This is a genomic window from Rickettsia endosymbiont of Ixodes pacificus, assembly GCF_000965155.1.
Classification (GTDB): domain Bacteria; phylum Pseudomonadota; class Alphaproteobacteria; order Rickettsiales; family Rickettsiaceae; genus Rickettsia; species Rickettsia tamurae.
In genome coordinates this window covers 672,693-686,733 of sequence record NZ_LAOP01000001.1, presented here as the reverse complement: position 1 = coordinate 686,733, position 14,041 = coordinate 672,693, and the positions used below count along the sequence as shown (strand labels likewise).

The window sequence follows — 14,041 nt, the reverse complement described above, 5'->3', positions numbered from 1 at the left end:
GTTTGTTTTATAGCGACTAGAAGTCGCATATGAAGCTAAAGCTTATGCGACCCGTATGTGCAAAATCATGTCTGGCTCATGTGTACCAATATGCCTATTAATCATATAATCGTTACATTACCACTATTAGACCTACAGTAACTTCCTTGCACACACAATGTCTACCACACTGTATAATAGCGACTATAGTAAACAGTACGTAATTTCCTGACGTATTGAACTCATGGTGCTTGTGATGCTAACGCATCATGGCGCACATGGCAAGCTAAAGCTTTTCCATCTGGAAGATGGAGGTTTTAACCACCAAAGGGACTATAAAGCATGTATCACATTCTTCTTTAATTCATCAGGGGATGCTAATAATGTACGAAAATGTTCTAAGTCATTAGAAGTTGTTTTAAAAATGACTTTATTATCAGTTACCTTTGTAACTCCTATCTCTGCTCCTATAGCTTTTAAAAAAATTTCCCATTTTTTCTCTGAAGTTAAGTGCTGGATAGGTATAATTCCTCTCTATTTTATAAAATTAGAAAGAAAAATTATATTGCTATAATTTTCAATACAAAAAAAATTAATAAATTTTTATATGATTATGTCTTTTTTTTTAGGAAATTTATTATTTATTCAAAAATTTCTCTGCCTCAAGAGCCGCCATACAGCCACTACCTGCAGCAGTTACTGCTTGTCTATAAATTTTATCCTGAACGTCACCGGCAGCAAAAACCCCTTCTACGCTAGTTTTAGTCGTACCTGACTTCGTGATGATATAATTATCGTTATCCATTGCAATTTGTCCGGTAAATAGCCCCGTATTCGGTGCATGCCCGATAGCTATAAATACACCACTACAATTCACTAAACTAATCTCTTTGGTGTGAACATTTTGAATTTTAACTCCGGTAACGGATTTTGGTTTATCGCTACCTACAATCTCATCTACTACATGATCCCAAATTACCGATATTTTAGGGTTTTTAAATAATCGATCCTGTAATATTTTCTCAGCTCTAAAACTATCTCTTCTATGCACTATAGTAACTTTACTAGCATGATTGGTTAAGTATAAAGCTTCTTCTACTGCACTATTTCCTCCCCCTACTACCACTATTTCTTGATTCTTAAAAAAGAAACCATCGCAAGTAGCACATGCCGAAACACCAAAACCACGAAATTCCTGCTCTGAAGCTATACCAAGCCATTTTGCTTCTGCACCGGTACAAATGATTATACTTTCTGCTTCATACTCATTTCCTGATCCTGTAAATACTTTAAAAGGCCTTTTTGATAAATCTACCTTTTCTACGTAATCACTAACAATTTCTGTACCGACATTTTTAGCCTGCATAGACATCTGCTCCATAAGCCAAGGTCCTTGCACCGTTTCCGCAAATCCAGGATAATTCTCAACATCGGTGGTAATTGTAAGCTGCCCGCCTGGCTGCATACCATTAATTAATATTGGTTTTAGAGCGGCTCTAGCCGTATAAATAGCGGCACTTAAGCCCGCAGGTCCTGAACCTATTATTAGTACTTTAGTAGTAATTTTCATAATTATTATTTATTAATTTAAATGATTCCTATATCATTCCTGCGAAAGCAGGAATCCAAATTTTTTGCTGTCACCCCGTTGGCTTGACCACGGGGTCCATAAAAACAATAAAAAATACTAATAATTTAGTATTTTAACTGGATCCCGCGATCAAGTCGTGGGATGACAATGAACAAATGACACCTAAGACTTCTTCTCTAACCAAGATTTGACATAGTTAATTTCTTCAGGGTTCATTAGAGAAGGAGCATGACCAGCATATTTTATTTCATAAAGATCAAAAGTTTTTGTTTCTTTCATCTTTTTAACAGTAGATTTTGTTAAAATTTGAGATTTCATCCCATGAATTACTAATATTCTACTACATTTTATTTTATTCCATACGGACCATAGTTTAACACCTTCTTGGTTACTAGCATTTTTCATTCCTTTTGTTATAGCAGGATCATAATTCATTTTATATTTTCCGCCAAATGTAGAAATTACGCTATATTTTGTTAAATAATCCCAATCTTCTTCATCTTTAATACCTATTTGGGCATAAATAAGTTTTAAATGTTCTTTTGCACTAGCCAAATCATCTAAAAGTACCGTTTTTTTAGCATAGCCTCCAATTTTAATTAAAGGAGCAGCATCAATAAATGCCCCTATATCATTTAATATTAAGGCTTTAAAAATATTTTTATATTTACTGGCAAGTACCATGCCTATAATACCTCCCATTGAAGTACCGAGCCAAATAGGTTTTTTAATATTTAGTCTTTTAAAAAAGAATAACGTATCCTTAATATAGGTAGTATAATTATAATGATTAGCTTTTTTAAAATTTTCGCTATCACTGCGACCAGGATAATTTATTGAAATTACTCTATAATTTTTACTCAACTCTTTAGCTATTTTATCAAAATCATGAGCATTTCTAGTTAAGCCGTGAGCACATACTATTATATTTTTATTTTTAGGATCACCGAATTCTACATAAGAAATTTTATGTTTCGGTATATATTGAAGAGGTAATAAATTAATATAGGGACCAATTTTTATTGAATTAATTTTCATATGAACCTATTAATACCAATTTAGAATAAATTTTAAAAAAATCATTGTCATCATGTTATTAATTTAAGTCACTTAAAAATATACTGACCATTGTCGGCATATATATAACTACAAAAAGCAAAGATAAAAACACGGTAGCTGCAACTTTCTCAGGATAAAATTTCTGTAAATTCGCTATAACTATAGTATTTGCTGCGAGTGGTGCCGTAGAAAGTAGTTTTAGGGCATTATAGTAATCATTGTTATACCATTTTGTTACAAAATGATCAAACATGATAAATAACCCTACTCCCAAAGGATAGAATAGAAATTTAGCAGCAAAAGTAGCAAAAGTAAATTTTATATCGACTTCAAATTTTTGTAGAGACGAAAGAGCAAGACCCACCATCACCATACCGAGTATTGAAAAAGAACCTTTCATATTATATATAAAATCATCTAAAAAATCCGGTAAAGTAAAACCGCAAAAACTAAATAAACATCCCAAGAAAAAAGCGTTTAAAATCGGTAATTTTACTACTTTTAATATACTATCGGTGGTATTAGCAAAACTTCGCATACAAATATAAAAGCCGACGGAACATTCATAAATATTAACTCCTATCACCGCCATCATGTAAATACTTAATGTATAATCATCGAAAAGTGCTGCAGCTATAGGCAACATAAAATATCCGCCGTTTGCCGTACCTGCAGATAAAGCTATAATATTACGTGTATGATCCTGCCAAAATTTACCAAAAAAATAATAAGAAAAAAGCGATAAGAGTGTTGCAATTACAAATGTTACGACCGTAACGCTTAATGCCGAAAGTGTTAAGGTTGTACTAGCAGGTATCGTAAAAAATACTATAGGCGATATAAAATAAAATAGTAACGAAGAGATACTATCTCTTTCAACATTTGAATATTTACCTGCTAAAAATCCTATTACTACACTTAATAATACCGAAACGGTTTTAAAAAAAACTATACTAAAGATTATCATGTAATGAGCTAAAGATATAATTACTTATAATATATGAGGTTTTATTTTTTTCACTAAATTTTGTAAAGATTTTTACTTCATCGGACAAAAATAAATTTTTAATTGAAATTTAAAAAATCTTATGTTATTTAAGGTATTTAATATAATATTTTCATATTATTTATGCAAAATCTATTATCCTTATTCATTATATTTTTTTGTTTAAATACCTATTCTAATCCTATGCCCCTTGGTCTTGAATTAAATAAAACTACCAATATAGATCTAACAAAAAAATACAAAATCATCAATAAAGAACCTAATTATTGGCAAGGATATAATTATTATATAGAACCAAATGAAAAAACTATATCTAAAGCTTTAGTGATATGTAATGATTTTAATGTAATAGAAGCCGTTATTTTAAAAATAAATATAGTTTAGAAGAAGAAAATGATAAAGTGGTTACTTTCAAGGATGGTGAATGTTTAATCATACTTGAATCTTCTGAATTAAATCCCGAAATGGAACTTGTATATATAACAAACGGTTTTTATAAAGAATTTTTAAATAAACTAGATAAAGAAGAAAAATTAGAGCAGGAACAGATGAAGAGATTATTGTAGCTACAATCAATCGTCATTGCGAGGAGGCATTGTTACGTGGACCGGTAAAACCCACTGTGTCATACCGTGGCTTGACCACGGGGTCCATAAAAACAATAAAAAATACTAATAATTTAGTATTTTTAACTGGATCCCATGGTCAAGCCACGGTATGACAGAGGTGAAATTGATCCACGCAACAATGCCTTGCGAGGACGATTTATGCAACAATACTTATGCAAGGATAATATAATGAAAAATATGTAGACGAAGTTTAATTTGGAAAAGAGCAAGGACTTAATACGTGAGCACCGCAGTACTTATAGGACGACGTAGCCAATTTTTCAAATTAAACGAGTATACACGAAGCCACTTCGGAAATTATAGGCATCCGTAAATTATATTTTTTTATCAAATCCAAAACTAATTTTAATGCTTCTTTTCCCTCTACTAACTCTTTATATTCTTGTAAAAATTTCTTTTTATCTTTACTAATTCCAAGCTCATAACCGAATTTTGTATTACGTGATCCTAAAGAATAGCAAGTAAGAACTAAATCACCTACTACTCCCGCCTCTAATAATATATTCCCCTCCTCTTGCATACAGCTTAAAGCTTTCGATAAAGTAGCAATTTCTTTTAAGGCAGCTACTATAAGCATTGCTCTTGCATTTTCGCCCTGCTCTCTTGCTAAATCAATCCCGCTTTTAATAGCAAAAATATTTTTTAATACTCCTGCTACCTGTAATGTCACAATATCGCTTGTCACATTAGTAGTAAAAATTTTTGAACTTAGGTTATAAGCTATTTTATTTGCTATATCTATATCTAAACTTGCAATACTTGCTGAAGCCGGTAAATTTTTAGCAAGTTCTCTTGCTAGATTCGGACCTGCAAAAAACGCTGTAGGGCTATGCGGTAATAGAGTTTTAAGTCTATCAGAAAATAGTTCAGTAGGATTACGGGCAAAGCCTTTTGTTGCAATTAGAAGAGTATTAGCTGTAGAAATACCGTGAGTTTTTAATAATTTTATTGAGTAATCAAAAGCGTAAGACGGCACTGCAATAATAATTAGTTCAAAATTCTTAATTATATCTAAGTTTGTAGTAGCCTGTAAATGAGCAGGTAATTTAATATCCCCTAAATATTTTACGTTAGTTTTGTTATGTAAAATTTCTTTTGCTATTTCCTCGTCACGTAAAAATAAAGTAACGTTATTATAGTTTTGTGCTGCTAAAGAAGCAAGGCTAGTACCGAAACTCCCTCCCCCATAAACCGCAATATTTTTAAATTTATTCATGTGCTTATTTTTTCTTTGTCACTTGCAGGCTTGTAGGTATCGTTGCTTGGCTCAGATTCTTCGGTGTCACCCCGTGGCTTGACCACGGGGTCCATAAAAAAATTAAAAAGACTAGATCCCGTGGTCAAGCCACAGGATGACAGTCAAGAAAAAATAACACTACTCCATAGCTTTCTCAAGATTTACTATTATAACGGGTGACTTATTAATTTCTTGTTTTAAGGTTTTACGGATTGTTCCTTTTATTGCCTCGATTACTTGTTCATCCGACAATGCTTTTTTAGCCTGTTTATTTTGAATGGTAACAAGTTCTTTAATGTCGTTTTTAATGAGATTAACTAATGCCATATCCTCTTTCGGATCAAGCAGCCCAGGCATAGACAGCATTGGGTTTGCAGCAAGCAGCCCTTTTTTATTAATTACTACTGATGCTAACACGATACCCGACTCACGCATATGTCTTCTAGCTTTGAAAATCGGGGATTCAACGGGCAGTAAATAATTACCGTCTACAGCTAAATAACCGTTTTCAACCTTTGAAATTACTTTTGCATTATTAGGTTCAAGCAGTACTACACTACCGTTTTCAACCTCTACTGCCTGTTTTATGCCGTTTTTCTTAGCAAGCTTAACATGTTCATGAATATGTACCGGCTCGCCGTGAACAGGTATACAAATATTCGGTCTAATTAGAGAATACATTTTTTGCAGCTCGTCAATCGATGGATGTCCTGAAACATGCACAAAATGGTCTCGCTCGGTAATAACTTCTACACTGGCTTTAACAAATATATTAAATAGCCTGAATATTTTCTTTTCATTACCCGGAATAATTTTTGAAGAAAAAATCATTGTATCCTTAGGAGCAAGCTTTATAGACGGGTGAGAATTACTAGCCAGTTTTGCGGTGGCAGCCATAGGCTCACCTTGACAACCGGTAGCAATTACTAATAATTCTTCTCTTCTAAATCTGCTAACATCACGTTCACTAATTAGAGGAGCAATATCTTTAAAATAGCCGCTTTCCTGAGCAGCAAGCATCATACGATGCAAACTTCTACCGGTTAAAACTACTTTTCTACCAGCAAGCCCTGCTGCATGAATTATTGTATCAAGCCGTGCTAAATTAGAGGCAAAGGTTGAAACTACTACCATTTGAGGACAGCCGGCTATAATATCTACTAAACTTTTTCTAACATCCCCCTCAGAACCCGAGCTTCCTTTATTAAACACGTTAGTTGAATCACAAACAAGTGCAAGAACCCCTTCATCTCCGTAAGATTCTAAAAGCTCCTCATCGGCTTTTTTCCCAAGTACCGGGTCATTATCAAATTTCCAATCTCCCGTGTGTAAAATATTACCTGCATCCGTACGGATCATAATTGCTTGCATTTCAGGAGCCGAGTGAGTCAGCGGCACCATCTCTAAGGAAAAAGGATCTAGATTTATTTTACTACCGGGTTTTACTTCATGAATTTTTATATTTTTAGCAAAATCATATTCATTTAAACGAATCTTTAAAAAATTTGCCGTGAAAGTAGTAGTATAAATAGGACATTTAAGACTATTCCATAAATATTGTACCCCGCCTAAATGATCCTCGTGAGCATGAGTTAAAATCAGACCTACTATATCTTTTTTATATTTCTCGATAAAGCTGCTATCGGCAATTATCATATCAACACCGGGTAAATAATCATCAGCAAAACCGCTACCGCAATCAATCATTAACCATTTACCTTTATAATGGTAAAGATTAAGATTCATACCTATTTCATTAGATCCTCCTAGCGGTACAAATAGCAGATCATTTTTATGATTTTTGATGTTGAATGATGACATAATTTAACTTAATATTTATTTTATTACTTATATTCTTATAACTTATTATTAGCTAAGCGTCTATATATTAAAAAAGAAATTCATATAATGAATATAAATAAAATAGCATTGATTTATAACCAAAATTCCAAACATCTAGCTATTATAGAGGAAATAAGAAAACTCTATAATTATTGTAAAATAGAGGAAGCAGAAGCAATTATCGTAATAGGCGGCGATGGAGAATTACTACATAATATTCACCGCTATATGCATCTTAATATCCCTTTTTATGGAGTTAATTTAGGGAACCTTGGCTTTTTAATGAATCCTTTAGATACCAAGAATTTATTACAAAATATACATGAAAGTACGGTTTCTATCCTAAATCCTCTTCTTATGGAAGTTGAAGATACGAGCGGTCAAATATATACGGCACTTGCTATTAACGAAGTATCGATATTTCGTAAAACTAATCAAGCTGCTAAATTTAGAATAGACGTAAACGGGATAGAGAGAATGAGCGAATTAGTAGCAGACGGAGCTTTAGTTGCAACACCTGCCGGAAGTAGTGCTTATAATTTATCTGCCGGCGGTCCTATTTTACCGCTTGAGTCAAACATGTTATGCCTAACCCCTATCTGCTCGTTTAGACCGCGTAGATGGCACGGCGCTTTACTGCTTTCATCTGCTACGATTAAATTTGAAATACTTAATACAAATAAACGACCGGTAAATGCTACTGCCGACTTTCAGGAGTTTAATAATATCACAAATGTTACCGTTAAATCTACTAAGGATAAGCCTATCAAACTGCTCTTTAATAAAAACCATACGCTGGAAGATAGAATTATTAAAGAGCAATTCGGTGAGTAATTATTAAAAAATATTAATAATTTTTTGACTAAGAATTAAATTAATGTATGATGCCTTGTTAAAAATAACTAGGCATTATATATGAAATCAAAAAAGTCTTCTATTAACTTTTCTGAAAATAACCATATTTTATGGTTACCGCTCGAAACTCGCAATATTCCTTAAATACAAGACCCCTCTTTAGAATTACATAGAGGTCAGAAATTAACAATTTTTAAATATTGTATTAATAAAATATTAATTTTACTTAAAATTATTTTAAAAAAGTAGACTTGTATTATATAGCTAGACCATAGTAAATAGGTACATACTATGCTAATATATATGTTATAAATGATAATAAATAAATTATGGCAAGCAGTTACAGTTACGATTTAAGAATGAAACTATTCAAAGCTCTAGATGATGGGCTCTCAATTGTTAAAGCATGTAAAATATTCAATATAGGTCGTAACACTATATATAGATGGAAAACTCTTAAATGGGAAACAGGAGATATAAAAGCAAAACCTTATGGTCCAGCAAAGGGTTATAATGCAAAAATAAATCTCAAAGAATTTGAAGAATTAATTATCAATAATCATGATAAAACAGCTAAAGAATTAAGTATTATACTAGGTAATAGATTACAAAGAACTAGAATAAATTACTATAGAAAACTACTAGGGTACACTTATAAAAAAAAGTCATCTTCATCCCAGAAGGGATATTGGTTTAAGGAATGAATTTATAGAAAAGATACAGCAAATTTCTAAAGAAACTCTAGTATTCATTGATGAGTCAGGAATAGAAGATAATGCTTGTAGAGAATATGGATGGAGTATAAAAGGTACTAGATGTTATGGAAACAAAGTGTATCAACATAAATCCAGGATCAGTATGATAGCGGGGCTTCGTAATAATCAAATTATAGCGCCAGTAATATTTGAAGGAAATTGTAATAAAGAAATATTTACAACCTATGTAGAGACTATATTAACTAAAGAATTACATCCTGGACAAACAGTAATTATGGATAATATCAACTTCCATAAGAATAATATAATAAGAGAATTAATCGAGTCGGTTGGGTGCAGAATTTTATTCTTACCTACATATAGCCCAGACTTAAATCCTATAGAACATTATTGGTTTAAGATTAAGAACGAAATAAGAAAAGTTACGGGGCAATTCAAGATATCAGTATGGCTGTAGAACACGTACTAAAGTTTATTTAACTGTACCTATTTACTATGGTCTAACTATACATCTCAGTTTACTATAGCTCTACATATTTTGCATCTATCTTAATTTAAAAGATTACTTAAGGATATAGACTCACTTAATGGTTCTAAATTTGAACGTAAAATATAAGCAGCATATTTATCATCACTCAAATTATCATAATAAATTCCACCACCCAATATTTTTTCTCTTTCTCTATCTATATCTCTAGCAAATTGTAATGTGGTTATACTTTTTTCTAAGATATTTGCAATTATTCCTACATGAGGCTTATCTTTATAAAGGCAAATATCTCCTGGCTTTACTAATTCTAATTTACTATCATTTATACTACCATCTAATTTGACAACTAACTCATAACCATATTGACTCCAGTCTTCTTTCATTTTTTGAGTTGATATATCTTTTATTTGTTCAGCCTTTACATAAGTCGCTTTACCTACTGAACTTGAGCAATCCTCTGGAGCGAATACTGACCAATTTTCAAAGTAGTTATGACCGCCAAATTGGTAATCTCCAAAAAGTAATATTCCTTCTTCATTAGCAAAAGGATAATGTTTTGGTACTAAATCTTTTGGTAATTTATATTTAGGATTATAAAATAGATAAAATGTAGCAGCACCTATCATAGTAGGTGTTTCAGCTTTAAGTATTTTAGCAATACTCTTTAATAATACTAAACTAACAGAAGAATTTTCATTACCCCAATACGAGATCCTACTATCCGATTGTAAAACAGGTAATTCATTAGGAGATATGCCATTTGATAGACCATGATAAAATTTCTTTTTTATTATTTGGTCTATTAAATTACCTTTTTGTTGTTTCACATATTCATAAACCATTTTGAGCTGTATATCAGTTTTATTGTATTTTATAGGATATTCTACATCATCTATACTTTGATCTTTTAAGTAATTATTTATTGCTTTACTAGTTTCTAAATATTGCTGTATTTTGTCCTATATTTCTTGCACTAACTCTTCGTTGCTTTTATTAAACTTCTTTCCTCTTTCTTCAACTATAATTTTTTGAATTTTATTTTGTGAATCTCTAATAGCTAATTGTTTTACTCTAATCTGTGCTACCATATTAGCAACCGATTTTGAATTAATTTTAAAATTCTGCATAAAACCTCTTTTGTGATATAGAAGCTTCAGATTAAACATTTTTTAATAAAATTGTCAATTTTTATTAATATTTTACTCAAAAGGTTGGCGTAGGTTAATAGCGGCAGATAAAGTACCTTCGTCTAAATAATCAAGTTCACCTCCGATAGGTATACCACTAGCAAGGCGAGAAATTTTAGCAGGATGCTCTTTTAAATATTCTGTAATAAAATAAGCAGTAGTCTGACCTTCTAAAGTAGAATTAGTAGCAATAATAACTTCTTTAATATTTTCTGCAAAACATCTTTTAAGTAGTTCAGGTAACCGAAGTATGCTAGGGTTTTGTCTACTAGCTGCCGATAAATTATGACCGAGTACATGATATAAACCTTTAAAATTACCGCTACGCTCCATTGCCCATAATTCAGCCACAGTTTCGACAATAGCAATAATTGATTTATCTCTATATTCAGAAGAACAAATATGGCAAATATTTTCCGTATCCATATTACCGCAAATCTTGCATTTTACTATTTTCTTATCTATCTCTACAAGATTATTAATCAGGCTTTTTAACCTTATATCTTTATCTTGTAGTAAGTATAATACTATACGTCTTGCCGACCTACTACCAAGACCGGGTAATTTTGAAAAAAGATACATTAGCTGATCTATATCATTATCATTTGTTTCATTCATAAATATACTCGTTTAATTTGAAAAATTGGCTACGTCGTCTAATAAGTTCGCAGGTAGCCACGTATTAAGTATACGCTCCGCTCCTCGCCTTATAAACTCCTTGCTCTTTTCCAAATTAAACTTCGTCTATTACTTAGGAGTATATTTAAGACTTAATAACGACGGTTCCGGCTATTTTATCATGTAATGCTTGTTTTTTAGAAGAAAAAAGTATGAAAAAAATACCTATAGGCAAAGTCATATATCCTAAAAATCTTTTAATTAACTGCTTTAAAGTCGGACGATTTAATGTTACGGCATCTACGATTTTCATACGTAAAAACATTTTACTAAGCGTTGCACCTTTATAATACCAAAGTGTTATGAAATATGAGCCTATTACTAATATATTAGTAGCAAAAATTGAAATATTAAACAAAATATATTTATTAAAATTTCCTGCTTTAAGATATTCATAAAATTCCTGACTCATAACAGAGTTAAACATTTCATTGGGATTATGAAGATTAATGTTATTGCTAAGGAAATAATCATTAAAGAACAACCATAATAAATTAAAAGAACAAAATTGTGATATTGGGATTGCTATAAAGGCAAATAATGATAAATCAAGTGCCGTAGAAAAAATTCGTGCTATAAAATCAGGATAAATAATTTGCTTTTTCATTGCCGGTTACTTTATTTTGGTGTTAGATAGTAAGGGTTGCCGAAATCGTCATTGCGAGGAGATGCGTAGCATCGACATGACAATCTCAGGAATTTTATATTACTTCATGAGAATTGCCACGCTCCTTATAGTCGCTCGCAATGACGATTAATGCCCCTAATTAAAATTCAATATATTACATTTATGAATCAATTTGAAGCATATAGTTTACTATTTGTTGATAGTTTTGTCTCAAATCTTGTTATCGGTTTTCAGAATGAATTAATATTTCATTCTATGAAAATGTTTGGGGGCTATAATAGTTTAATAATGCTGCTAGTAGCTATTTGTGCTTCTCTTAGCGGTAATGCAGTCAATTATATTTTTGGAAGAATAGTTTTAAATATCTTTTATGCTTCCAAAAATGAACAAAATATCTTAAGACATAAAAATTTAACAAAATTATATTATAAATATGAGATATTTATAATTTTCTTAATGGCCTTTCCTTTTTGGGGATGCTTTATTTCATTATTTTCCGGTTTTTTTAAAACAAAATTTCTAAAATTTTTAGGTATTGGTTGTTTGGCAAAAGCATGCTATTATGCTCTAGAATTGTATATATTTTAACTCATGAAAAAATTAACCAAAACTAATTCTTATAGACAACAAAAATTAGCAAGCATTATAAATGAAGCATTAATCGAAATTCTAAGGCGTGGTAAAATGCTGGATAGCAGACTTTTTGATTGTCCTCTTACTATTACGAAAGTTATAGTTACTGCCGACCTAAAAATAGCTAATTGTTATTTCTTGCCTTTTAATACTAAACTAACAATAGATGAAATTATGGATGCATTAAATAATTCTAAAAATGCTATCAGAAATTTTATTACTAATAAAATAAATATGAAATTCTCGCCTGATATAAGATTTCATTACGATTACGGATTTGATAATGCTATAAAAGTGGAAGAGTTACTAAAAAATATATAGGTGCAGGGGATAAACTCAATCATTGAAAACAATAATTATCCGTTATACTAAAAACGCTTAAAAATTAAGCTTTAGTACAACAACCCCCTAGCATAAATGGACTAAAGGCTATAAATGTTTTGCAATGATGGAGTTTAAACATCATTTACAAAATGATAATATCATAATAATTGAAATAATCAAGATATTTTAGCTATTTTTTAATATTTTTTAAACTTTAAGTATAACTAAAATAAAAATAAATCCTTATTTTTATTAAATAACTTTAAAAGATTATTTTTTTATATTAAGATATAAGAATAATCTTTATAATAAAAATAAATAGAAAATGTCTCCTCAAATAATAGAGTTATTAATTTTTGCCGTTATTGCCTTTTTTATTATTAACAAATTAATTACGACTCTCGGTTCTACTTCAGAAGAGGAACAGACAAAGCAAAAATCTTATTTTGGCGAACCGGTTATTAAGGACGTAACTTACAATACAGTTAAATCTAATAAAGAAGAAAAAAATATTCCAGCCCAAGATATTAAAACTTTTAAAGATATAATAGTGGAACACAATATAACTGCGGTCGTAGATGGAATGGAACAAGTCCATAAACGCCTTTATTCCTTTGATCCGGTTAAATTTATAAATAATGCTAAAACTGCTTTTCAAATGATTATAGAAGCTGCTTATAAAAAAGACACTCAAGAATTATCTGAGCTAATAGATAAAAGATACTTGGAAGAATTTGAAAAAATAACGCCGTCTTACGGTGATTTTTTTGACTCATCGGCTTTAAGTGCAAAATATTCAGAAATTTACATGTTCGGTAATAACATATTTATTAAATTACTATTTCAAGGTAAAAATGTAGTTGACAAAATCGAAGATTTAAAAGAAGAATGGACATTTACACGTAATGCTAATGCCAAAGAAGTTGATTGGTTTTTAAGCAATATTGAGAGAGTGTAAATAAAATTCTAGGTCATTACGAGGAGATGCTACTTGCGTGAACACCAAGTCGTCATTGCGAGGAAATTACGAAGTAATCTCAGGATATTTGACGAGATTGCCACGCAGCCTACGGCTGCAAGGCATTGTTGCGTGAATCGAAAAACGCATTCGGTGTCATACCGTGGCTTGACCACGGTATCCAAAAAACAATAAAAAATATTTAGTATTTTAAACTGGATCCCGCGAT

18 protein-coding genes and 2 pseudogenes are annotated in these 14,041 nt (G+C 31.1%); 11 read left to right on the top strand and 9 right to left on the bottom strand.

Translation table 11 applies throughout. The features are described 5' to 3' along the window. Positions 1-235: 235 nt before the first annotated feature. Complete coding sequence (locus tag REIP_RS10860) at positions 236-553, top strand: hypothetical protein (RefSeq protein ID WP_156147414.1); 318 nt, start codon at positions 236-238, stop codon at positions 551-553. A gap of 63 nt (positions 554-616) precedes the next feature. Here the strand turns inward: REIP_RS10860 and trxB are convergent, their stop codons facing one another. The 3 genes from trxB to REIP_RS03685 all read right to left on the bottom strand — a co-directional run bounded on the left by trxB (position 617) and on the right by REIP_RS03685 (position 3,596). Then, the gene (trxB, locus tag REIP_RS03695) at positions 617-1,549 is read right to left on the bottom strand and encodes a thioredoxin-disulfide reductase (protein ID WP_045803863.1); all 933 of its coding nucleotides are present in this window, start codon (positions 1,547-1,549) and stop codon (positions 617-619) included. Positions 1,550-1,732: 183 nt separating this feature from the next. Next, positions 1,733-2,608, bottom strand: a complete 876-nt coding sequence (locus REIP_RS03690; RefSeq protein WP_045803862.1) for an alpha/beta fold hydrolase — start codon at positions 2,606-2,608, stop codon at positions 1,733-1,735. A 58-nt stretch (positions 2,609-2,666) separates the two neighbouring features. Beyond that, on the bottom strand, positions 2,667-3,596 hold the full coding sequence (locus REIP_RS03685) for an AEC family transporter (RefSeq protein WP_023507849.1): 930 nt from the start codon (positions 3,594-3,596) through the stop codon (positions 2,667-2,669). Positions 3,597-3,758: 162 nt separating this feature from the next. On the opposite strand from REIP_RS03685, the gene REIP_RS03680 reads away from it, so the two are divergent. The 3 genes and pseudogenes from REIP_RS03680 to REIP_RS13645 form a co-directional block, all read left to right on the top strand. Further along, positions 3,759-4,019, top strand: a complete 261-nt coding sequence (locus tag REIP_RS03680) for a hypothetical protein (RefSeq protein ID WP_023507848.1) — start codon at positions 3,759-3,761, stop codon at positions 4,017-4,019. A 17-nt stretch (positions 4,020-4,036) separates the two neighbouring features. Then, entirely contained in the window at positions 4,037-4,201 is a 165-nt protein-coding gene (locus REIP_RS11615) for a hypothetical protein (protein WP_197069198.1), read from the top strand. A gap of 17 nt (positions 4,202-4,218) precedes the next feature. Beyond that, positions 4,219-4,397 (top strand): annotated as a pseudogene (locus REIP_RS13645) (tRNA(Ile)-lysidine synthetase); the annotation flags it as partial. 132 nt (positions 4,398-4,529) lie between these two features. On the opposite strand, the gene REIP_RS03675 reads toward REIP_RS13645, so the two are convergent. After that, positions 4,530-5,480: an NAD(P)H-dependent glycerol-3-phosphate dehydrogenase gene (locus tag REIP_RS03675; RefSeq protein WP_045803861.1), complete on the bottom strand. Its 951-nt coding sequence runs from the start codon at positions 5,478-5,480 to the stop codon at positions 4,530-4,532. A gap of 42 nt (positions 5,481-5,522) precedes the next feature. On the opposite strand from REIP_RS03675, the gene REIP_RS12370 reads away from it, so the two are divergent. After that, a complete protein-coding gene (locus REIP_RS12370) occupies positions 5,523-5,681 on the top strand; it encodes a palindromic element RPE4 domain-containing protein (RefSeq protein WP_231569208.1) in 159 nt (52 codons plus the stop codon). Here the strand turns inward: REIP_RS12370 and REIP_RS03670 are convergent. Next, complete coding sequence (locus REIP_RS03670) at positions 5,640-7,322, bottom strand: ribonuclease J (RefSeq protein ID WP_045803860.1); 1,683 nt, start codon at positions 7,320-7,322, stop codon at positions 5,640-5,642. The two genes, REIP_RS12370 and REIP_RS03670, sit on opposite strands and share 42 nt — an antisense overlap. 87 nt (positions 7,323-7,409) lie before the next feature. On the opposite strand from REIP_RS03670, the gene REIP_RS03665 reads away from it, so the two are divergent. Continuing rightward, on the top strand, positions 7,410-8,177 hold the full coding sequence (locus tag REIP_RS03665) for an NAD kinase (RefSeq protein ID WP_023507843.1): 768 nt from the start codon (positions 7,410-7,412) through the stop codon (positions 8,175-8,177). A gap of 350 nt (positions 8,178-8,527) precedes the next feature. Next, a pseudogene (locus REIP_RS09340) lies at positions 8,528-9,394 on the top strand (IS630 family transposase). 69 nt (positions 9,395-9,463) lie between these two features. Here the strand turns inward: REIP_RS09340 and REIP_RS03650 are convergent. The 4 genes from REIP_RS03650 to REIP_RS03640 form a co-directional block, all read right to left on the bottom strand. Next, positions 9,464-10,231 (bottom strand): hypothetical protein, encoded by a 768-nt coding sequence (locus REIP_RS03650; protein ID WP_197069197.1) that lies wholly within the window; start codon positions 10,229-10,231, stop codon positions 9,464-9,466. 132 nt (positions 10,232-10,363) lie between these two features. Next, positions 10,364-10,531, bottom strand: a complete 168-nt coding sequence (locus REIP_RS08485) for a hypothetical protein (RefSeq protein WP_023507841.1) — start codon at positions 10,529-10,531, stop codon at positions 10,364-10,366. Positions 10,532-10,603: 72 nt separating this feature from the next. After that, positions 10,604-11,209 carry a recombination mediator RecR gene (gene recR / locus REIP_RS03645; RefSeq protein ID WP_023507840.1) on the bottom strand — a complete coding sequence of 202 codons (606 nt, stop codon included), beginning with the start codon at positions 11,207-11,209 and terminating at the stop codon, positions 10,604-10,606. Positions 11,210-11,354: 145 nt separating this feature from the next. After that, positions 11,355-11,876 (bottom strand): RDD family protein, encoded by a 522-nt coding sequence (locus REIP_RS03640; protein ID WP_045803859.1) that lies wholly within the window; start codon positions 11,874-11,876, stop codon positions 11,355-11,357. A 183-nt stretch (positions 11,877-12,059) separates the two neighbouring features. Between REIP_RS03640 and REIP_RS03635 the strand changes: the two genes are divergently transcribed. The 4 genes from REIP_RS03635 (at position 12,060) to REIP_RS13640 (ending at position 14,007) form a co-directional block, all read left to right on the top strand. Continuing rightward, positions 12,060-12,485, top strand: coding sequence for a YqaA family protein (locus REIP_RS03635; protein WP_045804299.1), 426 nt, complete (start codon positions 12,060-12,062; stop codon positions 12,483-12,485). Between the two features lie 3 nt (positions 12,486-12,488). Beyond that, the gene (gene rbfA / locus REIP_RS03630; protein WP_045803858.1) at positions 12,489-12,851 is read left to right on the top strand and encodes a 30S ribosome-binding factor RbfA; all 363 of its coding nucleotides are present in this window, start codon (positions 12,489-12,491) and stop codon (positions 12,849-12,851) included. Between the two features lie 328 nt (positions 12,852-13,179). Beyond that, positions 13,180-13,812, top strand: a complete 633-nt coding sequence (locus tag REIP_RS03625; protein ID WP_045803857.1) for a Tim44 domain-containing protein — start codon at positions 13,180-13,182, stop codon at positions 13,810-13,812. A gap of 33 nt (positions 13,813-13,845) precedes the next feature. Then, complete coding sequence (locus REIP_RS13640) at positions 13,846-14,007, top strand: hypothetical protein (RefSeq protein ID WP_410525690.1); 162 nt, start codon at positions 13,846-13,848, stop codon at positions 14,005-14,007. Positions 14,008-14,041 lie beyond the last annotated feature (34 nt).

Coding starts and splice junctions, on each gene's coding strand:
- REIP_RS03665 (WP_023507843.1), top strand. CDS start 7,410: ATGAATATAAATAAAATAGCATTGATTTATAACCAAAATTCCAAACAT.
- REIP_RS03690 (WP_045803862.1), bottom strand. CDS start 2,608: ATGAAAATTAATTCAATAAAAATTGGTCCCTATATTAATTTATTACCT.
- REIP_RS03670 (WP_045803860.1), bottom strand. CDS start 7,322: ATGTCATCATTCAACATCAAAAATCATAAAAATGATCTGCTATTTGTA.
- REIP_RS03635 (WP_045804299.1), top strand. CDS start 12,060: ATGAATCAATTTGAAGCATATAGTTTACTATTTGTTGATAGTTTTGTC.
- REIP_RS03675 (WP_045803861.1), bottom strand. CDS start 5,480: ATGAATAAATTTAAAAATATTGCGGTTTATGGGGGAGGGAGTTTCGGT.
- REIP_RS03625 (WP_045803857.1), top strand. CDS start 13,180: ATGTCTCCTCAAATAATAGAGTTATTAATTTTTGCCGTTATTGCCTTT.
- rbfA (WP_045803858.1), top strand. CDS start 12,489: ATGAAAAAATTAACCAAAACTAATTCTTATAGACAACAAAAATTAGCA.
- REIP_RS10860 (WP_156147414.1), top strand. CDS start 236: ATGCTAACGCATCATGGCGCACATGGCAAGCTAAAGCTTTTCCATCTG.
- REIP_RS03640 (WP_045803859.1), bottom strand. CDS start 11,876: ATGAAAAAGCAAATTATTTATCCTGATTTTATAGCACGAATTTTTTCT.
- REIP_RS03685 (WP_023507849.1), bottom strand. CDS start 3,596: ATGATAATCTTTAGTATAGTTTTTTTTAAAACCGTTTCGGTATTATTA.
- REIP_RS03680 (WP_023507848.1), top strand. CDS start 3,759: ATGCAAAATCTATTATCCTTATTCATTATATTTTTTTGTTTAAATACC.
- recR (WP_023507840.1), bottom strand. CDS start 11,209: ATGAATGAAACAAATGATAATGATATAGATCAGCTAATGTATCTTTTT.
- trxB (WP_045803863.1), bottom strand. CDS start 1,549: ATGAAAATTACTACTAAAGTACTAATAATAGGTTCAGGACCTGCGGGC.
- REIP_RS08485 (WP_023507841.1), bottom strand. CDS start 10,531: ATGCAGAATTTTAAAATTAATTCAAAATCGGTTGCTAATATGGTAGCA.